Origin of the sequence: Streptomyces sp. NBC_00090, from assembly GCF_045160815.1 — a bacterium.
Taxonomy (GTDB): domain Bacteria; phylum Actinomycetota; class Actinomycetes; order Streptomycetales; family Streptomycetaceae; genus Streptomyces.
In genome coordinates, this window is record NZ_CP108224.1 from 7,822,801 (window position 1) to 7,841,391 (window position 18,591).

Here is an 18,591-nt window from a genome sequence, read left to right on the forward strand (position 1 = left end):
GCGATCAAGGGGGAATCAGCGGAGAAAGGCCGCTGCGACGCCTGCGTCGACGGGGACGTGCAGGCCGGTCGTGTGGGTCAGGTCGCCGCCGGTGAGTGCGAAGACCGCGTTCGCGACGTGTTCGGGCAGGACCTCACGCTTCAAGAGGGTGCGCTGGGCGTAGAACTCGCCAAGGTTCTCCTCCTCGATGCCGTAGGTCGCGGCACGCTGCGCTCCCCACCCTGCGGCGAAGATGCCCGAGCCGCGGACCACGCCGTCGGGGTTCACCCCGTTGACTCGGATGCCGTGCTCGCCGAGCTCGGCGGCGAGGAGACGGACCTGGTGGGCCTGATCGGCCTTGGTGGCGGAGTAGGCGATGTTGTTCGGCCCGGCGAAGACGGCGTTCTTGGAGGCGATGTAGACGATGTCGCCGCCCAGACCCTGCTCGATCATGATTCCCGCGGCCTCGCGGGAGACGAGGAAGGACCCGCGGGCCATGATGTCGTGCTGAAGGTCCCAGTCCCGGGAGGTCGTCTCCAGTAGTGGCTTCGAGATGGAGATGCCGGCGTTGTTGACCACGAGGTCGACCCCGCCGAACGCGAGGACGGCCTCGCGGAACGCGGCGCTGATCTGCTCCTCGGAGGTGACGTCCACGGTGACCGCGACCGCCTTGTCGGGGCCGCCGAGTTCCTCGGCGACCGCCTCGGCGTTCTGCCCGTTCAGGTCGGCGACGACGACGCAGGCTCCCTCGGCAGCCAGCCGGTGGGCGATGGCCTTGCCGATACCGGAGCCCGCGCCCGTCACCAGCGCCACCCGCGTGGCGAGCGGCTTCGGCTTCGGCAGGCGTCGCAGCTTGGCCTCCTCCAGCTCCCAGTACTCGATGCGGAACTTCTCCGCCTCTTCGATGGGGGCGTACGTCGACACCGCCTCGGCGCCATGCATCACGTTGATCGCGTTGACGTAGAACTCGCCCGCCACCCGCGCGGTCTGCTTGTCCTTACCGAAGGAGAACATCCCGACGCCCGGGACCAGGACGATCGCGGGGTCCGCGCCGCGCATGGCCGGCGAGTCGACGGTGGCGTGCCGCGCGTAGTAGGCGGCGTACTCCTCCCGGTACTCCTCGTGCAGCTCCTTCAGTCGGGCGACGGCCTCGTCCAGCGGGGCCGTGGGCGGCAGGTCCAGGACGAGCGGGCGGACCTTGGTACGCAGGAAATGGTCCGGACACGACGTGCCCAGGGCGGCAAGGCGCGGGTGCTGGTCGTGGGCGAGGAAGTCGAGGACAACGCCGGCGTCCGTGAAATGACCGACCTGCGGGCGGTCCTGCGAGGCCAGCGAACGGATGACGGGGGCGAGCGCGGCGGCCCGGTCCCGGCGCTCCGTGCCGTCCAGCGCCGCGTAGCCGTCCAGCGGCGAGCCGAACGGCTGCGCCTCGCCGCGGTCCGCGAGGAAGGTCTCCGCGGTGCGGATCATCCACAGCGCGTTGGTCTCGCAGTCCTCCGCGCTCGCGCCCCACGCGGTGATGCCGTGGCCGCCGAGGACCACACCGACGGCCCTCGGGTTGGCCTCCTTGATCGCCGCGATGTCCAGGCCCAGCTGGAATCCCGGCCGCCGCCACGGCACCCAGGCCACCTTGCCGCCGTAGCACTCCTTCGTCAGGGCCTCGCCGTCCGCCGCGCAGGCGAGCGCGATACCGGAGTCCGGGTGGAGGTGGTCCACGTGCGCGGCGTCCACCAGGCCGTGCATGGCGGTGTCGATCGACGGAGCGGCGCCACCCTTACCGTGCAGGCAGTAGTCGAAGGCGCCGACCATCTCGTCCTCGCGGTCCATGCCCGGGTACACGCTCTTCAAGGCCCGCAGCCGGTCGAGCCGGAGGACGGCGAGGCCGTCCTCGGTGAGGGTGCCCAGGTCGCCGCCGGATCCCTTCACCCACATCAGCTCGGTGTCTGCCCCGGTGACGGGGTCGGTGACGGTGCCCTTGGCGGAGGCGTTGCCGCCGGCGTAGTTGGTGTTGCGGGGGTCGGAGCCCAGCCTGCGCGCCCGGTCGAGGAGGGCGGCGACTTCGGGGTGGGTGGACATGTGCGATCGGTCCTTCGGGTTCGAAGCTGTGGGTGAGGAGGAGTGGGGAGGAGGGATGTCGCCGGGCTCAGGCGCCCCAGCCGGCCTGCTCGCCACCGACGCGCTCGGCGGCGATCTGCTCCTGCCACCCGGAGGCGGCGTAGGCCGCGACGGGATCAGGGTTCAGGCCCTGCTCCTCGCGCACCTCCCGCAGCAGGGGGCGGACATCGGTGCTGTACGCGTCCATCAGGGCGGCGTTGGCGGCGAGGACGTCACCTGCGCGCTGGGCGGCGGTGAGCGCGTCGAGGTCGACGAGGAGGGCCTTGGCGGTGGCCTCCTGGACGTTCATCACGGAGCGGATCACGGCGGGGATCTTGGCCTCGATGTTGTGGCACTGGTCGAGCATGAAGGCCACGTTCGCGGAGGCGTCCAGCCCGCCGTTCTTGGCGACCTCGTGCATGATCCGGAAGAGCTGGAAGGGGTCTGCGGAGCCGACCATCAGGTCGTCGTCGGCGTAGAAGCGGGAGTTGAAGTCGAAGCCGCCGAGCTTCCCTTCGCGTAGGAGGAAGGCAACGATGAACTCGATGTTGGTGCCGGGGGCGTGGTGACCGGTGTCCACCACGACCTGCGCCTTCGGGCCGAGCTTGAGGCAGTGGGCGTACGAGGTGCCCCAGTCCGGGACGTCGGTGGTGTAGAAGGCCGGCTCGAAGAACTTGTACTCCAGCAGGATCCGCTGGTGCTCGCCGAGCCGCTCGTAGACCTCCGCGAGGGACTCGGCGAGACGGTCCTGTCGGCCGACGATGTCGTCCTGGCCGGGGTAGTTGGTGCCGTCGGCGAACCACAGCTTCAGGTCGGTCGACCCGGCGGCGTCCATGACGTCGACGCACTCCAGCAGGTGGTCGACGGCCTTGCGGCGGGTCTTCGGGTCAGGGTGGCAGACGCTGCCGAGACGGTAGTCGTCGTCCTGGAACGTGTTGGAGTTGATCGCGCCCAGTTCCAGGCCGCGGTCCTTGGCGTAGGAGGCGAGGACGGCGTAGTCGTCGGTCCGGTCCCACGGGATGTGCAGGGAGACCTTCGGCGCGGCGCCGGTCAACTCGTGGACCTTGGCGGCGTCGTCGAGCTTCTCCCACGGGGTCCTGGGGACGCCGGGCTGGGCGAACACCTTGAAGCGCGTGCCGGAGTTCCCGTAGCCCCAGGAGGGCGTTTCGATGCGCTGGGCCTTGAGCGCGGCCTTCACGGCGTCCCGTACGACAGTCATTGGGCAACCTCAGAACCTCAGCCGCGCTGATCGCGACGGCGCTTTAAATCGTTTCAACGACAAGGAATCATGTGTTTTAAGTGTTGGTCAAGAGGGTGGTGGCAAGTGAGTGGAACGATTCATTTACAGGCAAGGCAATGCGCCCTACGATGGCGACCACGCGGATCCAGGCGAACGGACGGTCGGCAGTGGTGGGCATCAAGGAGGTAGCGCGCCAGGCGGGCGTCTCCGTCGGCACGGTCTCCAACGTGCTGAACAGGCCAGATCGCGTCTCCGACGATGTCCGCGCGCGCGTGCACGCCGCCATCGACCGGCTGGGCTACGTCCGCAGCGAGTCGGCGCGCCAGCTGCGCGCCGGCCGGAGCCGCATGCTCGGGCTGCTGGTGTTGGACACCGGGAACCCGTTCTTCGCCGCCCTGGCCCGCGGTACCGAGACGGCGGCCGCCGAGGCGGGACTGGGCGTGATGGTGTGCAACAGCGCCGAGAGCGTCGAGGCCGAGCAGGCGTACCTGGCCCTCTTCGCCGAGCAGCGGCTGCGAGGAGTCCTGCTGGCGCCGGTCGCCTCGCGGGGCAGACCGTGGGACGCGCTGCTACGGTCGAGGATCCCCTTCGTCATCGTCGACCGCGCGGTGGCCCCGGAGGAAGCCTGCTCCGTAGCCGCTGACGACGTCCTGGGCGGCACGCTCGCCGGCCGCCACCTGCTTGCCGCCGGGCACCGCCGGATCGCCTACGTCCAAGGGCCGGACCATCTGCAGCAGGTCCGAGATCGGCGTGAAGGGCTCCTGCGTGCGGTGGAGGAAGCAGGACTGGGTGCCGACGCGATCACCGACATCCCGGCCGAGAGGCTCGACGTCCGGGCCGGGAGAGACGCGGGCGCGCGGCTCCTCGGTCTTCCGACGGGGCCGACGGCCGCCTTCTGCGCGAACGACCTGCTGGCCCTGGGAGTGATGCAGACGGCCTTCGACGCGGGCGTTCGCGTGCCCGAGGACCTCGCCGTCGTCGGTCACGACGACATCGAATTCGCGGAGGCGAGCCTCATTCCGCTGACCTCGGTCCGGCACCCGGCCGGCGAGATCGGCCGCCTTGCAGCCGAGCTGCTCCTGGAGGAGATCGATCCCGCGCAGCCGGACCAGCCCCACGTGCACACCGGCATCGCGCTGCAGCCGGAGCTCGTCGTTCGCCGCTCCAGCCTGCCCCGCCGCTGAGCCCGGACAGGCGCGGCTGCGCACCTGCCCCGGGCCCGACGGCCTATCGCTGGGAAATCTGTGCGAGGACCCGCAGCACGTCGTCCCTCTGCGCGCCGGGAAAGACGGCGAGCAACTGGTCGTTGATCCTCTCGGCAGCGGGTGCGAGCAAGGTGTGTAGCTCTCTGCCCTCCGCCGTCAGCGCCAGCAGGGTCCGCCGCCGGTCCGCGAGGTCGCGCGCGCGGCTGACGTAGTGCTGCGTGGTCAGCCGCCGCACGATGTGGTGCGCGGTTGACCTGTCCAGCGAGGTCAACCGCGCGACCGTCCTCTGGTCGATCCCCGGGCTCTTCCTCAAGGCGTTGAGCACGGCGAACTGCTGAGAGGTCACGGTCTCGGAGACGAACTTGCTCCAGAGCGACGTGTGGACCTGCTCGGCACGCCGGATCAGGTGACCGGCGTAGCGGTCCAGGTCGAGGGCTCCGGTCACGGTGACCTCCTGCTCGTGAAGTCTCGCGGGCCGGCCCCGGTCGCACCGGTTCCGGCCCGCGCGGAGGGGATCAGCCTCGGCGGTGACCGGGCCGTGACTCGTACGGGGTGGCCCGGGAGCCGTCCACCCCGACTTCGAGCCGGCCGATCTTCTCGATCTCGACGACGACGCGGTCCCCGTCGCTGAGCGGCCCGACTCCAGCCGGGGTGCCCGTCGCGATCACGTCACCGGGGTACAGGGTCATCACCGAGGAGGCGTATGCGACCAGCTCCCGCACGCCGAAGATGAGGTACTCGGTGTTGGTGCTCTGCCGGGTCTCGCCGGCCACGTCGCAGCGCAGGTCGAGCTGATCGGGGTCCTCGATCTCGTCGGCGGTGACGATCCAGGGGCCGATGGGGGTGAAGGTGTCGAAGGACTTGCGGGTGGACCGGTCCTCGCCGGAGCGGACGGTGATGTCCAGCAGGCAGGTGTAGCCGAAGACGTAGTCGAGGGCTTCGTCGGCGCTGACCTGCGACGCGGTCCGGCCGATGACGACGGCCAGTTCGCCTTCCTGGTCGGTTCGGACATCGGAGTAGGGCAGGACGATGTCCTGGTCCGGGCCGATCACGGACGAGTTGGCCTTCAGGAAGACGCCCAGGTCGGCGATGGAGGTGGGGTAGTCCATCTCGGCCTTGTGGTCGAGGTAGTTGACCGGAGCGCCGATGATCTTGCCGGGGCGGGGCAGTGGGGCCTCCAGCGACACGTCGGCGAGCGACACGCGGCGCCCGCTGGCCGGGTCGAGCACCGGGCCGGCGGTGTCGGACACCGTCTCGATGTATCGCTGGAGCGCGCCGGCCGGCCCGGCGGAAGAGCGGGCGACCTGATCGGTCACGTCGGTGATGGTGTCGCCGTCGACGACGCCGAGGCGTCCCTTGTCGAATAGAGCCAGGCGCATCATGGCCTCCTTGGTGGTGTGGAAGAAGCGGGGGAGCAATCAGGCGCCGGGGTCGGCGCTCTCGCTGCGGTAGAGGCCCAGGGACCGCATCACGGGCTCGTCGCTGTACGAGAACAGGACCGCGTCGGCGGACTTCGAGGTGTTCAGGTGCCGGTAAGAGGCCCAGCCCGGTATGGCGAAGGTGTCGTTCTCGGCCCAGTCGAGGCGCGTGCCATCCACGATGGTGGCGCCTTCGCCGCGGACGACGCTGAAGATGGTGGAGGCGGTGTGGCGGCGACCCGCCCCCTCGAAGCCCGGTCGCAGCCGCTGGATCCGGCAGCCGATGGTGGGCATGACGGGGCCACCCGTCCAGGGGTTGGTGTACTCCAGGACGATGCCGTCGACGTCGCTGCCCTCGGCGGTGTCGGCGATGGCCTCCAGTGCCCGGCTGGTCTCCTGCCAGGTGTAGCGGGTGACGGGCGAGTTCGGCCCGTCGGGCGTGATCCAGGCGGGGGTCAGGCGGCCGTGGAGGAACTGGCGGCTGCCGACGTCGTCGGGGCGGGTCACGGGCTGGAGCCGCTGGGGGTACCTCTCGTAGAAGCCCGCTTCCAGTGCGTTGACGAGGGGGTAGTCCAGTGCGTCGAGCCAGATCATCGGCGCGTCGCCCTCGTGGGTGTGGTCGTGCCAGTGCCAGCCGGGTGTGAGCAGCAGATCGCCAGGGGCCATGAAGACGCGCTCGCCGTTGACGGTCGTCCAGGCACCGTCGCCTTCCAGGATGAAGCGGAAGGCGTTGGAGGTGTGCCGGTGGGCCTGGGCGGTCTCGCCGGGCAGGATGATCTGCAGGCCGGCGTACAGGGTGTTGACCGTGGCGGGCGGGTCGGTGAGCCCGGGGTTGACGAGCATGAGGACCCGGCGTTCGGCCTCGTCCAGGGACAGGGTCTGGGAGAAGTGCAGCAGGTGCGGCCGCAGCTCCTTCCAGCTCCACCGGTAGGGGACGGCCCTGCTGCGGGGCTGGGCGGGGAACAGGTTGCCGTAGAACCGCCACAGCGGCGCTGCGCCGAGCTCGTCGAGGGCTTTGTAGGCGGGGTCGTCGGTCATGGTGTCTCCTCGCGGTGGTTGCTCACAGGGCGGTCGCGGGCTGGAGGTCGCCTGCCGGGGTCCAGACCCAGGCGACGTCGTCGAAGTCCTCGGGGGTGCGGTCGGACAGGAGCTGGTTGCGCAGGAAGGCACCCACGCCGTCCATGTGGCAGATCTCGCCGAACCGTCGCGCGTTGGTCTGGATCGATGCGGCCCGCTCGGTACGCAGGGCGGCATAGGACGCGAACGCGTCCTCCGGGCGGTTGTGATCGCGCAGAGCGTGGCCGAGGGCTACAGCGTCCTCCAGCGCCTGGCAGGCGCCCTGGGCCAGGTACTGCAGCATCGGGTGCGCGGCATCGCCCAGCAGCACGATGCGGCCGTGGACCCAGTCAGTGATCGGAAGACGGTCGAACAGCGGCCAGCGCCGGTCCCGGGCGACCAGAGGCAAGGCGTCGCGCACGGCGTCGCAGGCATCGACGAACCGTTCCTCCAGCTCGGCCTCGGTGCCCCAGTCGTCGGAGTCGGGGTCGTAGTGGTCGCTCTCGAAGACGGCGACCTGGTTGTAGAGCTCGCCGCGTCGCACGGGGTACTGCACGAGGTGCATGCGCGGTCCGGCCCAGACGATGACCGACTCCGTCGTGGCGTGCTGCGCCATCGACCCCGTCATGCTGGTGACGGGCAGGGCGCCGCGGTACGCGACGTACTTGGAGCAGACGGGGGCGCCGTCGTTCACGAGGATCTGTCGGAGTCGTGAGTGCAGGCCGTCGGCGGCCACCACAGCGTCCGCCGAGAGCCGTTCGGGCGCCTCGGCGAAGTGAAGGCGCACCTCGGCCTGCGTCTGGACCGCGTCGGTGACGGTCCGCCCGGTGCGCAGGGTGATCGACGGATGCTCCTCGCAGGCAGCCAGGAGAGCGCCGTGGAGATCGGTGCGGTGGGTGACCAGGTAGGGGTGCTTGAAACGGCTGCGGTAGGCGTCGCTGCGCAGGTCGAGAGCGGTGACCTGCTTGCCGGTGAGCGCGTCCATCATGACGAGCTGGGGCGGGGCGACGGCGGAGCGCTGCACGGCGTCGAGGACCCCCAGTTCTTCCAGCGCCAGCGAGGCGTTCGGAGCCAGCTGGAGGCCGGCTCCGATCTCGCCGAACCGGGCGGCGCGCTCCACCACGGTCACGCGGTGGCCGGAGCGGGCTATGGCGAGGGCGGCGGCCAGGCCGCCGATGCCGCCGCCGACGACGGCGATGTGCAGGGGCGAGGTCGTCACGGGCAGGTGCCTCCTTGAAGGACGGGGGTCGATCCGCCTCCCGACCTGGATCTTCTGCGTCGGGATCGTTGGTGTACGGACCATCGGGGCAGGAGTAGGAACTCTCGGTGCGGGTCCACGCCGGGCCCCGCAGGGGTGGGAGAGCGGTCAGCAGGCGGCGGCGGTGCTGTCGACGTGCACGAAGGCGCCCGTGCGGGCGCGGATGCCCTCGACGGTGACGCCGGGCGCGGTCTCCACCAGGGCGAGGCCGCGGGCTGTGACGTCGAGGACGCCGAGGTCGGTGATGATGCGGTCGACGCAAGTGCGGCCGGTGAGGGGGAGGGAACAGCCCTCGACGATCTTCGGGCTGCCGTCCTTGGCGGTGTGTTCCATCAGCACGATGACCCGGCGCGCTCCATGGACGAGGTCCATGGCCCCGCCCATGCCCTTGACCATCTTGCCGGGGATCATCCAGTTCGCCAGGTCGCCGGCCGCCGAGACCTGCATGGCGCCGAGGACAGCGGTGTCGATGTGGCCGCCGCGGATCATCCCGAACGACAGGGCGGAGTCGAAGAACGACGCCCCGGGCAGGACGGTGACGGTTTCCTTGCCGGCGTTGATGAGGTCGGGGTCGACCCTGTCCTCGGACGGGTAGGGGCCGGTGCCGAGGATGCCGTTCTCGGAGTGCAGCACCACATGCACGCCGGCCGGCACGTAGGCGGGGATGAGGGTAGGCAGGCCGATGCCGAGGTTCACGTACGAGCCATCGGCGAGTTCGGCGGCGGCCCGGGCTGCCATCTGGTTGCGGTTCCAGGCCATCAGGCGCGCACCGTCCTCTTCTCGATCTGCTTGTCGGCCGCCTGGGCGGGGGTGAGGGGCAGGAGGCGCTGGACGAACACGCCGGGCAGGTGGACCTGGTCGGGGTCGAGGGTGCCGGGTTCGACGAGTTCCTCGACCTCTGCGATGGTCATCCGGCCGGCCATGGCGGCGAGCGGGTTGAAGTTGGCGGAGGCGCGGCGGAAAACGAGGTTGCCGTGCCGGTCGCCCCGCCAGGCCCGGACGAGAGCGAAGTCGGTGGTGATGCCGCGCTCCAGAACGTGGGGGCGGCCGTCGTAGAGCCGGGTCTCCTTGGCGGGGGAGGGGAGAGCGACGGTGCCGTCGGGGGCATAGCGCCAGGGCAGACCGCCGTCGGCGACCTGGGTGCCGACTCCGGCCGGGGTGTAGAAGGCGGGGATGCCGCAGCCGCCGGCCCGCAGCCGCTCGGCGAGGGTGCCCTGCGGGACGAGCTCGACCTCCAGCTCTCCACTGAGGTACTGGCGGGCGAACTCCTTGTTCTCGCCGACATAGGAGCCGGTGACCCGGCTGATGCGACCGGCCGCCAGCAGGATCCCCAGGCCCCGGTCGTCGACGCCGCAGTTGTTGGAGACGACCTGGAGGGAGGAGGCGCCCTGGGCGTGCAAGGCACGGATCAGGGTCTCAGGGATGCCGTTGAGACCGAACCCGCCGACGGCGAGCGAGGCGCCGTCGGGGATGTCGGCGACGGCATCGGCAGGTTTCCGGATGACCTTGTCCACGGTTCCGGGTGTCCTTTCAGGTGAGGGGGCCCGGCAGCACGGCGGACCAGCCGCCGTCGACGACGAGATGAGCGCCGGAGACGTAGGAGGCATCCTCAGAGGCGAGGAAGGCCGCGACCCGGGCGACGTCCTGAGGGGTTCCGAGACGGCCGAGGGGGATGTGCCGGGCGGCGTCGCGCAGGGGATGGGCATCTGCAAGGAGGTTGTCGCGTGAGCCCTCTGTGTCGACCAGGCCCGGGCTGATGCAGTTGGCGCGGATACCGTGCGCGGAGCCCTCGGCGGCGAGCTGGCGCGTCAGTGCGATCACTCCTCCCTTCGCAGCGGAGTGAGCGGTGCGATGGTTGGACAGCGAGGCCCTGATCCCGGCCGTCGAACCGATGGTGACGATGCATCCGCGGCTGCGGGTCAGGTGAGGCCACGCGGCGCGGGCGGTGAGCCACACCGAATCCAGCTCGGAGCGCACGGTCATGTAGTCGGCATAGGGTTGCTCGGTCAGGGATCCGAACCGCACCGACCCGGCGTTGGTGAGGACGATGTCGACGCCGCCGAATGCCTCGGCCGCTTCCGCCACCCAGGCCTCGACGGATTCGGGCCGGGTGACGTCCAGGGGGCCCGGCGTAAGGGCGGTGCCGCCCTCGCGGCCGATCTGCCGCTGCGTCTCAACGGCTTCGTCGTGCAGGAGGTCGCCGCCGATGACCAGGGCGCCCTCGGCAGCGAAGTGGAGCGCCGCGGCCTTCCCCAGTCCGCGGGCGGTGCCCGAGATCAGGGCGACCTTGCCCTCGAGCCCCTTCATCGCGTCGTCCCGTCGAGCAGTGCGTCGGACACCGACTTCACCCCGCCGTGCGAGGTGAGGCCGCCGTCGACCGGTATCTCCGCGCCGGTGATGAACGACGAGTCGTCGCTAAGGAGGAAGACCACCAGCGGGGTCACCTCCTCGACTGTGCCCACCCGGCCCAGGGGCGTCTCGCGGATGTTCGACTGTCGGAAGGCGGGCGCGGCGGAGGCCGTCATCTCGGTCTCGATGAACCCGGGGTGGATGGTGTTCACCCGGATCCCCCGTGGGCCGAGTTCCAGGGCGGCTGTCTTCGACAGCCCGCGCAGGGCCCACTTGCTCGTCGTGTACGCCACCGGGTAGTGGGCGGTCAGCGCAGCAGACGAGCCGACGTTCACGACGGACGAGCCCGGCGGCATCAGCGGGGCGAGGTGCTGAATGCCCAGAAGCGGGCCGTTCACGTTGACGGCATGGACGCAGTTCATGTCCTTGGCGGTGACCTCGTCCAGCCGGGCCCGCCAGGTGATGCCGGCGTTGTTGACGAGGCCGTGGACGGCCCCGTAGGTGTCCCGGAGACAGTCGGCCAGGTCCGCCCAGTCGTCGGCCAGGGTGACATCGAGCCGGCGGACACCCTCCCTGCCGTTCACGTCCGTGGCGATGACCGTGGCACCTTCGCGTTCCAGGGCCGCGACCTCGGCGGCGCCCTGGCCGCGGGCGGCGCCCGTGACGACGACGACCTTCCCCGCCAGGCGGCCGCCGTTCACGGCCGTTCCCGGTTGCGGCGCCGGCCCTTGGGCAGCGCGACGGGCTCGGTGCCCGGGATCACGCGGGTGACGAGGGACCCGATGGCCTCCACGGTCAGGGTGACGGTGTCGCCGGGCTTGAGCGGCGGCGGGATCTGCTCGCCGGAGCGGCCCCACAGCTCGGCCAGGCAACCGCCGTTGCCGCAGGTCCCGGAGCCCAGGACGTCGCCGGAGACGACCCGGGTGCCACGCGAGGCGTAGGCGGTCATCTCCTCGAAGGTCCAGCTCATGTTGGACAGCAGGTCGCTGCCGACCTTCTCGCCGTTGACCTCGGCCGTCAGGGCCAGTCGCAGGAAGCCGTCGGCGTCGCGGTAGGGCTCCAGTTCATCGGCGGTCACCAGGTAGGGGCCGAGGGTGGTGGCGGTGTCCTTGCCCTTGCAGGGACCGAGCCCGACGCGCATCTCGGCGGACTGCAGGTCCCGTGCGGACCAGTCGTTGAACACGGTGTAGCCCACGATGTGGTCCCGCGCCTGTTCCGGGGTGAGGTCTCGGCCCTCACGACCGATGACCGCGGCCACTTCCAGCTCGAAGTCGAGCACGGACGAGCCCGGGGGCATGGGCACGTCGTCGTGGGGGCCGAAGACGGCGTGGGGGTTGGTGAAGTAGTAGGTGGGTGCCTCATACCACTGCTCGGGGACCCCGGATTCACCGCTCACGGATCGGCGTACGCCCTCGACGTGCTCCTCGAAGGTGACGAAGTCCCTGACGGAGGATGGCTGGAGGGGAGAGACGAGCCGGACCTGGGAGACGTGCGGTCCGGGCGGCACGTCCAGGGCCGCGGCTCCGGCTGCGAGAAGGCCCGGCAGGCCGTCTGTGTCGCGGATCAGATCCGTGAGCGAGGTGACTCCTGGCAGGGGGAACAGGGTGCCGTCCTCCTCGACGACGGCGACACGGTTCCGGTGCCGGTATTCGAAAGCGGCGAAGCGCATGATGCGGCTCCCAGGTGGAGAAACGGGGGACACGGGACCGGGGCGTCCGGGACGGAGAGATGGCCCGTTGCCGGCCTTCTTCGGACGGCCCGGTCCCGTGGACCAGGGCCGGGGACGCGGCGGTGGCAGTCAGGGCGGGACATGGTCCGCCGCGTCCCCGGGGATCGGGTGGCCGGAGGCTAGACCGGCGGGGCGAGGAAGCAGCCGCGGTCGGGGTCGTTGAACGACTCCTTGGCGACGAGCTCGTTCATCGCGTTGGCGGTGCCCCACTGGTCGGTGACCTCGGGCTGGGAGAAGTCGTAGACGTGAGGGTGCCAGGTGTCCTCGTCGAGGTTCTCCAGCTCGGTGGTGTACTCGACGGTGTTCCCGTGTGGGTCGAGGAAGTAGGTGAAGGTGTTGTCCCCGGCCATGTGCCGGCCCGGCCCCCAGATCTTCGTATGACCGGCCCGCAGGACCCGGCCCGAGCCGCGCATGTACTCGTCGATGCCGCGCATCTCGAAGGAGATGTGGTGCAGCGAGGTGTGCGGACCCTTCGCCAGCGCCATGGAGTGGTGCTGGGAGCTGATCCGCATGAAATGCATGACCTCGCCCATGTGCGGCGAGCTGAGTGTGTCGGACAGCTTGAAACCGAGGTGCTGCTCGTACCAGGCGCGGGTGCGCTCCAGGTCGGGGGAGTTGAGCACGACGTGCGACAGCTTGACCGGGATCGCCTCCTTCTCCTCGATCTTGCGGTGCCGGCGGACTGCGACGTCGGCGGAGACCTCGATGGTGCGGCCGTCGATGTCGAAGAACCGGAAGCCGTAGCCGCCGCCGGGGGTGCCGACGCCGCCGGGCTGCGAGATCAGCTGCACGCCGCCGGCAAGGAGACGCTCGGCGAGGGTGTCCACGTCCGCGGAGGTCGAGGCGCCGTAGGACACGAGGTCGAGGCGCTTCTCGGCGGCCTTGCGGAGCCGGACCACGTACTGCTCGGGGCTGCCCTCGGCGGCCAGGAAGGAGATCCCGGAGTCCTCGGCGACCTTGGTCAGGCCCCACACGCCGGAGTAGAAGTCGAGCTGCTTGTCGTAGTCGGGCACGGCGAGGTCGACATGCCGCAGATGGGTGAGCAGGCGGTTGTTCGTCACGGGGGTGCCTCCTCAGGCGGGGGAGAGGTCAAGCAGGGCAGCGGCGTTGGCGCCGCGGACGGCGTGGAAGTCCGACTCGGACAGGTCGGCGGCGCGGAGCGCGCCGACGGGGTCGTCGGCTCCCATGTCGAAGGGGAAGTCCGAGCCGAGCAGCACCCGGTCCGCGCCGGCCGCCTCGATCAGTGCCCGCAGGACTCGCGGGTCGTGCACGAGGGAGTCGAAGTACAGGCGCCGCAGGTAGCTGCTTGGCAGCTCGGCACAGCCCGCGGACGACGCGTCGGTCCGGGCCCGCCAGGCATGGTCGCTGCGCCCAATGTGAGTGGGCAGGTAGCCGCCTCCATGAGCCGCGACGATCTTCAGTCCGGGGTGCCGGTCCAGGACGCCGGAGAAGATCAGGTGCGAGAGGGCGACGGCGTTCTCGGTGGGCTGTCCCACGGTGTTGGACAGGTACCACTGGTCGAGGCGCTCATCCAGGGTGCAGCCGAAGGGGTGCAGGAAGACGACCGCCCCGGTCTCCTCCGCGCGTGCCCACAGCGGCTCATAGGCCGGGTCGGACAGCTCCCGGCCGGGCGCGTGACTGGAGATCTCCACTCCCACGAGCCCCTGCTCCAGCGCGTGGTCCAGGGCGGGCACGAGCAGGTCGGGGTGCTGCAGGGGAACGAGACCCAGGCCCCGGAGCCGGCCCGGGGCGGCCGCGCAGTGGGCCGCGGTCGCCTCGTTGGCTAGCCGGTAGACCTTCTCGGCCGTGTCCGCGTCCGCCCAGTAGTGGTAGTGCGACGGCGAGGGGCTCACGAGCTGCACGTCGACGCCCTGGGCGTCCATCCGGGCGAGCCGGACGGCGGGATCGGTCAGAGCCGGGATCCGGTCGCGGACCATGGGCCCGCTGACCGCGAGTGCGTCGGGCCCGTTGCGCCGGGCGTCGAGCGCCCTGGCCTCGGCGTGCCCGGGCAGACCAGCGACGAGCGCCTCGATCTGAGGCAGCAGGACATGGGCGTGGACATCCACGGTGGGCCCGGTCACGGCAGCTCCCTCAGCATGGTCATGGTGCGAGCCATCAGGCCCGGCACATCGGCGTCCCGGACACCGTCGAGCTGCCACTGGCCGATCTGCACGGACCCCTCCACCACCGGACGGACCCGGGCGATCCGGCGTTCGAAGTACGCCTGCAACAGCTCGTCGTCCCAGGTGTCCGCGGCGGTCAGCATCTGGGCCAGGACCCAGGCGTCCTCCAGGGACAGCGCCGCGCCCTGCGCCATCGTGGGCGGGCAGCAGTGTGCAGCGTCACCGACCAGTACGACCCGACCGCGGTGCCAGGCCCCTTCGACGAGCAGCCGGTCGAACCACGTGTAGTTCACCTTCGACGGGTCGGTGATCGTCGCCGTGATCTCCGGCCACGCGCCCCCATAGGCCGAGGCGAGACGCACCATCTCTTCGGCGTACGACTCGGGCGGTATGGAGGAGCGGTCGCGGTTCTTCTCGACGACGTACGCGTACAGCGTGGTGTCGCTGGTGGGGCAGTAGCCGGCGATGAACGCCGGGCCGCCGTAGGCGAGGTCGGTGTGCTGGACCCCGGCGGGCCGCGGGGCGGCGACGCGCCAGATGGCCATGCCGGTCGGTTCGGGCTTGTCGGTGATCCCGATCTGCGCCCGGGTGGCCGAGCCCAGGCCGTCGGCGGCGATCACCAGGTCGTAGCGGTGGACGCCGTCGTCGCCGAGGCGGACCGAGACGCCGGTGGCGTCCTGGTCCACGATCGTGGCGGTCGTGCCCAGACGGACGGTCGCGCCGCTGGCGCGGACGGCGTCGATCAGGATCTGCTGGAGCCGCGGCCGCTGCATGCCGAGGGTGGCGGGCAGGTCGTCGCCTCCGGTGCGCAGGTCGCGCTGGACGTGCAGGACGTTGCCGTCGGGCGCGGTGATGCCGACCGACCCGAATGGGAAGCCGGACGCCTTGACCTCCTCCCAGACGCCGAGCTCGCGCAGGACGCGCAGCGCGTTGCCCTGGAGGGTGATGCCGGAGCCGGCGGTGGCGTTCCAGTCGTCCTTCACCTCGACGAGGTCGACGTCGATCCCTGCGCGGCGCAGCAGGATCGTGGCGGCGTTTCCGGCCGCTCCGCCTCCGACGACCAGTACCTTGCGGGGTGTGCTCATGGGGAACTCCCTTGTTCCTCGGGCCGTGGGCCCCGGGACTACTTGACGGCGACGGGGTTGACGGGAGACCCGACGGCGCCGGTGATGGGCAGGGGGGCCGCGGTGAGCCAGAACTCGTACACGCCGTCGGCCGCGCAGTCCTCGGCCAGGGCCTCCAGGTCCCACATCTCGCCGATCAGCAGGCCGATGTGCGGGATGACGACCTGGTGCAGGGGCTGGAAGGCGTGGTCGAACTCGTTGGGCCGCACCTCGAAGCCCCAGGTGTCGGTCGCGATCGCGGCGATCTCGCTGCCGTGCAGCCAGGCCGCGGTGGTGAACGACAGGCCCGGGGCGGCCCCGCCGGCGTAGTCGCCCCAGCCGTCCCGGCGGACCCGGGCGAGCTGCCCGGTGCGCACGAGGACGATGTCGCCGCGCCCCACGATGACGCCGTGGGCCTCGGCAGCGGCCGTCAGGTGCTCTTCGGTGATCGCGAAGCCGTCCGGCAGCTCGCCGTCCTCGCCGACGGTGCGGCCGACGTCGAGGAGCACGGCGCGCCCGGCGATGTGGGGGGCCATGTGCTCGATGCCGGTGACCTGGTCGCCGTCGGAGGTGACGACCTGCTCTGCCGGCCGCCCGTTCCATGCCTTGCCGTGGTCGAAGATGTGCCCCAGGCCGTCCCACTGCGTGGAACACTGCAGCGGCATCGCGATCACGTCGTCGGCGCCACCGATGCCGTGGGGGAGACCCTGGTTGCCCAGGGCGGCGTCCGTGCCGGTGTCGAGCATCGTGTGGACTGGGTTGGTCCGGCGCCGCCAGCCCTTCTGCGGGCCGTTGATGTCGAAGCGCTGCGACAGCGAGAAGCTCACACCCCGCCTCACGAGCGCGGCACCCTCGCGGCGCTTGGTCTCGTCGAGGAAGTTGACGGTGCCCAGACGGTCGTCATCGCCCCATCGGCCCCAGTTCGAGCACTCCTTGGCGGCCTGCGCGATCGCGCCCTCGGGATCGGTGCGGTTCACGATTCCTCCGCGAGACAACGGGTGTGCTGCGTGCCCAGGCCGGTGATGGTGGACTCCATGACGTCGCCGTCGCGCAGAAGCCGGCCCCAGTGCATGCCGTTGCCCGCGGGGGAGCCGGTGAGGACGAGGTCCCCGGGCAGGAGCTGCGCCGTCTGGGAGGCGTACGCCACCATGCGGGCGACGTCGAAGATCATGTCCTTGGTGGACTCGTCTTGCATGACCTCGCCGTTGAGCTTCAGCGTCAGCTGCAGGTCACCGGTGTCGGTGACCGTCTCGGCCGGCACGATCCACGGACCCAGCGGGGTGAACCCGGGGGCGTTCTTGCTGCGCAGCCAGTCCGTGCCGATCTGCGGCATGTCCCGGCGGAACACCGTCGCCCGGTCGGTCAGGTCGTTGGCGATCGTGTAGCCCGCGACGTACTGAAGCGCCTCCTCGACGGGCACCTGGTACGCGGGGCGGCCGATCACCGCGGCGAGCTCCAGCTCCCAGTCAGGCTTCTCCACCCAGGCGGGCAGCGTCACGTCGTCGTACGGGCCGGTGACCGAGCTCGGGAGGCCGATGAACACGTACGGCAGGTCCTCGGCCGCCCGCCGGTCCATGATCTCGGCCGCCTCGGCGCGCCTCTCCTCCTCGGAGCGGTCGTCGTCCGGTGCCCGGTGCGCGACGTGCAGGTCGATGACGTGCTGCCGGTAGTTGGCACCCGACTGGAAGACCTGCCGCGGCACGACAGGAGCGAGCACCCGGAACTCCGACAGCGGACGCCGCTCGAGATCCGGCTCTGCGGTGAGTGCCCGCAGCCGGGGCAGAACGGCAGGCCACTGCTCCAGCAGGTCCCGCATCGTCAGCGCCGGGTCGGCCAATGCCGTCCGCAGGTCCAGAACCTGCTCTGCACTGTCGACAAGGGCGGGGAAGGCGCGGCCGTCATCGGCCGCGAGAGTGCCGAGAGCGAAAGGCCCGGCGAAGAGACCAGAAGCGGATTGAGGTTTCACCGACATGTCCTCCTGATTGCGATGGGACTAATCTGGACCCCCATCCCGCAATCAGGGAAATAGATTCTATGGATCATTGTCATCGGTGAGACAAATAGTGTGTTGCCGTGTCGGTGCGGAAGGGACTCTGCCTCGTGAACCTGGCCCGTCTTGATCTCAACCTTGTGGTCGCCCTCCGTGCCCTCCTCGAAGAACGCAACGTCACCAGGGCAGGACAGCGTGTGGGCCTGAGCCAGCCCGCGATGAGCGCCGCCCTCGCACGGCTGCGCCGACACTTCGACGACGAGCTCCTCTCCCGCGAGGGGAGTCAGTACGAACTCACCGCCCTCGGGCAGGTCCTCCTGGACCGCACCGCCACCGCCTACGACGTGCTCGAACGCCTCTTCACCAGCCAGGCGCACTTCGATCCGGCCACCGAGACCCGCGAGTTCCGCCTTGTCGCCTCCGACTACGCCGTCGACGTCTTCGGGGTCGAGCTCGCCCGCGTCGTGCACGAGGAGGCTCCGGGCATCCGCCTCCGGTTCACACGCACCCCCATCACCGTCGTCGACGACACCGCGAGCCTGCTGAGCGCCACCGACGGCCTCCTGATGCCCCACGGCGTCATCAGCGGCTTTCCCGCCACCGACCTCTACGACGACCGCTGGGTCTTCGTCGTCGCCGACGACCACCCCAGCGTCGAGGACCGCCTCACCCGCCAGGACCTCGCCCGCCTGCCCTGGGTCACCTACCAGCGCACCTACGACGCCCCCGCCGTGCGCCAGCTCGGCCTGCTCGGCATCGAACCCCGCGTCGAGGTCTCCGTCGACAGCTTCCACGCCCTGCCCGCGCTAGTCGCCGGCACCCGCCGTATCGCCCTCGTCCAGGCCCGTCTCGCCACCCTGCTCGCCCCCATCGCGGCCGTACGGGTGCTCGACCCGCCCTACGAGGCCGTCCCGCTCCGCGAGGCCCTGTGGTGGCACCCCGTGCAGACCCATGACGCAGCCCACATCTGGCTCAGGGAGACCGCGGCCAGGGTCGGCCGCCGCATCGCCGAAAGGCAGCCCTGATGTCCTCCCGCTCGTTGCTCAT

At 70.6% G+C, this 18,591-nt stretch carries 18 protein-coding genes; 2 read left to right on the forward strand and 16 right to left on the reverse strand.

From position 1 onward, the window contains the following. Positions 1–15 precede the first annotated feature (15 nt). The gene (locus OG361_RS34825; RefSeq protein ID WP_405859986.1) at positions 16–2,055 is read right to left on the reverse strand and encodes a bifunctional aldolase/short-chain dehydrogenase; all 2,040 of its coding nucleotides are present in this window, start codon (positions 2,053–2,055) and stop codon (positions 16–18) included. Between the two features lie 67 nt (positions 2,056–2,122). Continuing rightward, a complete protein-coding gene (gene rhaI, locus OG361_RS34830; protein ID WP_405859988.1) occupies positions 2,123–3,292 on the reverse strand; it encodes an L-rhamnose isomerase in 1,170 nt (389 codons plus the stop codon). 149 nt (positions 3,293–3,441) lie between these two features. Between rhaI and OG361_RS34835 the strand changes: the two genes are divergently transcribed. After that, positions 3,442–4,497: a LacI family DNA-binding transcriptional regulator gene (locus OG361_RS34835; protein WP_405859990.1), complete on the forward strand. Its 1,056-nt coding sequence runs from the start codon at positions 3,442–3,444 to the stop codon at positions 4,495–4,497. 43 nt (positions 4,498–4,540) lie between these two features. Here the strand turns inward: OG361_RS34835 and OG361_RS34840 are convergent, their stop codons facing one another. The 14 genes from OG361_RS34840 to OG361_RS34905 all read right to left on the reverse strand — a co-directional run bounded on the left by OG361_RS34840 (position 4,541) and on the right by OG361_RS34905 (position 17,526). After that, positions 4,541–4,963, reverse strand: a complete 423-nt coding sequence (locus OG361_RS34840; protein ID WP_405859992.1) for a MarR family winged helix-turn-helix transcriptional regulator — start codon at positions 4,961–4,963, stop codon at positions 4,541–4,543. A 70-nt stretch (positions 4,964–5,033) separates the two neighbouring features. Then, entirely contained in the window at positions 5,034–5,936 is a 903-nt protein-coding gene (locus OG361_RS34845; protein ID WP_405859994.1) for a fumarylacetoacetate hydrolase family protein, read from the reverse strand. After that, positions 5,937–6,974, reverse strand: a complete 1,038-nt coding sequence (locus OG361_RS34850) for a cupin domain-containing protein (protein WP_405859996.1) — start codon at positions 6,972–6,974, stop codon at positions 5,937–5,939. Between the two features lie 22 nt (positions 6,975–6,996). Further along, a complete protein-coding gene (locus OG361_RS34855) occupies positions 6,997–8,295 on the reverse strand; it encodes an FAD-dependent monooxygenase (protein WP_405859998.1) in 1,299 nt (432 codons plus the stop codon). A 63-nt stretch (positions 8,296–8,358) separates the two neighbouring features. Then, positions 8,359–9,009: a 3-oxoacid CoA-transferase subunit B gene (locus OG361_RS34860; protein ID WP_405860000.1), complete on the reverse strand. Its 651-nt coding sequence runs from the start codon at positions 9,007–9,009 to the stop codon at positions 8,359–8,361. After that, positions 9,009–9,764 (reverse strand): CoA transferase subunit A, encoded by a 756-nt coding sequence (locus OG361_RS34865; RefSeq protein ID WP_405860002.1) that lies wholly within the window; start codon positions 9,762–9,764, stop codon positions 9,009–9,011. Before OG361_RS34865 ends, OG361_RS34860 begins: the two co-directional genes overlap by 1 nt. Positions 9,765–9,780: 16 nt before the next feature. Further along, the gene (locus tag OG361_RS34870) at positions 9,781–10,557 is read right to left on the reverse strand and encodes an SDR family NAD(P)-dependent oxidoreductase (protein ID WP_405860004.1); all 777 of its coding nucleotides are present in this window, start codon (positions 10,555–10,557) and stop codon (positions 9,781–9,783) included. Then, positions 10,554–11,300, reverse strand: a complete 747-nt coding sequence (locus tag OG361_RS34875) for an SDR family NAD(P)-dependent oxidoreductase (RefSeq protein WP_405860006.1) — start codon at positions 11,298–11,300, stop codon at positions 10,554–10,556. The genes OG361_RS34870 and OG361_RS34875 overlap by 4 nt, the downstream gene beginning before the upstream one ends. Further along, the gene (locus tag OG361_RS34880) at positions 11,297–12,268 is read right to left on the reverse strand and encodes a fumarylacetoacetate hydrolase family protein (protein WP_405860008.1); all 972 of its coding nucleotides are present in this window, start codon (positions 12,266–12,268) and stop codon (positions 11,297–11,299) included. Before OG361_RS34880 ends, OG361_RS34875 begins: the two co-directional genes overlap by 4 nt. A gap of 179 nt (positions 12,269–12,447) precedes the next feature. After that, positions 12,448–13,389: a VOC family protein gene (locus tag OG361_RS34885; RefSeq protein WP_405860010.1), complete on the reverse strand. Its 942-nt coding sequence runs from the start codon at positions 13,387–13,389 to the stop codon at positions 12,448–12,450. Between the two features lie 12 nt (positions 13,390–13,401). Continuing rightward, a complete protein-coding gene (locus OG361_RS34890; RefSeq protein ID WP_405860012.1) occupies positions 13,402–14,409 on the reverse strand; it encodes an amidohydrolase family protein in 1,008 nt (335 codons plus the stop codon). Beyond that, positions 14,406–15,536 (reverse strand): FAD-dependent oxidoreductase, encoded by a 1,131-nt coding sequence (locus OG361_RS34895; RefSeq protein ID WP_405860014.1) that lies wholly within the window; start codon positions 15,534–15,536, stop codon positions 14,406–14,408. Before OG361_RS34895 ends, OG361_RS34890 begins: the two co-directional genes overlap by 4 nt. Before the next feature lie 38 nt (positions 15,537–15,574). After that, complete coding sequence (locus OG361_RS34900; protein WP_405860016.1) at positions 15,575–16,531, reverse strand: cyclase family protein; 957 nt, start codon at positions 16,529–16,531, stop codon at positions 15,575–15,577. Further along, positions 16,528–17,526, reverse strand: coding sequence for a fumarylacetoacetate hydrolase family protein (locus tag OG361_RS34905; RefSeq protein ID WP_405860018.1), 999 nt, complete (start codon positions 17,524–17,526; stop codon positions 16,528–16,530). Before OG361_RS34905 ends, OG361_RS34900 begins: the two co-directional genes overlap by 4 nt. Before the next feature lie 128 nt (positions 17,527–17,654). On the opposite strand from OG361_RS34905, the gene OG361_RS34910 reads away from it, so the two are divergent. Further along, the gene (locus OG361_RS34910) at positions 17,655–18,569 is read left to right on the forward strand and encodes a LysR family transcriptional regulator (protein ID WP_405862606.1); all 915 of its coding nucleotides are present in this window, start codon (positions 17,655–17,657) and stop codon (positions 18,567–18,569) included. Positions 18,570–18,591 lie beyond the last annotated feature (22 nt).

Excerpts from the sequence above, each read along its gene's own strand:
- OG361_RS34835 (WP_405859990.1), top strand. The coding sequence starts at position 3,442 with ATGGCGACCACGCGGATCCAGGCGAACGGACGGTCGGCAGTGGTGGGC.
- OG361_RS34855 (WP_405859998.1), bottom strand. The coding sequence starts at position 8,295 with ATGGTCCGTACACCAACGATCCCGACGCAGAAGATCCAGGTCGGGAGG.
- OG361_RS34825 (WP_405859986.1), bottom strand. The coding sequence starts at position 2,055 with ATGTCCACCCACCCCGAAGTCGCCGCCCTCCTCGACCGGGCGCGCAGG.
- OG361_RS34905 (WP_405860018.1), bottom strand. The coding sequence starts at position 17,526 with ATGTCGGTGAAACCTCAATCCGCTTCTGGTCTCTTCGCCGGGCCTTTC.
- OG361_RS34850 (WP_405859996.1), bottom strand. The coding sequence starts at position 6,974 with ATGACCGACGACCCCGCCTACAAAGCCCTCGACGAGCTCGGCGCAGCG.
- OG361_RS34870 (WP_405860004.1), bottom strand. The coding sequence starts at position 10,557 with ATGAAGGGGCTCGAGGGCAAGGTCGCCCTGATCTCGGGCACCGCCCGC.
- rhaI (WP_405859988.1), bottom strand. The coding sequence starts at position 3,292 with ATGACTGTCGTACGGGACGCCGTGAAGGCCGCGCTCAAGGCCCAGCGC.
- OG361_RS34895 (WP_405860014.1), bottom strand. The coding sequence starts at position 15,536 with ATGAGCACACCCCGCAAGGTACTGGTCGTCGGAGGCGGAGCGGCCGGA.
- OG361_RS34860 (WP_405860000.1), bottom strand. The coding sequence starts at position 9,009 with ATGGCCTGGAACCGCAACCAGATGGCAGCCCGGGCCGCCGCCGAACTC.
- OG361_RS34880 (WP_405860008.1), bottom strand. The coding sequence starts at position 12,268 with ATGCGCTTCGCCGCTTTCGAATACCGGCACCGGAACCGTGTCGCCGTC.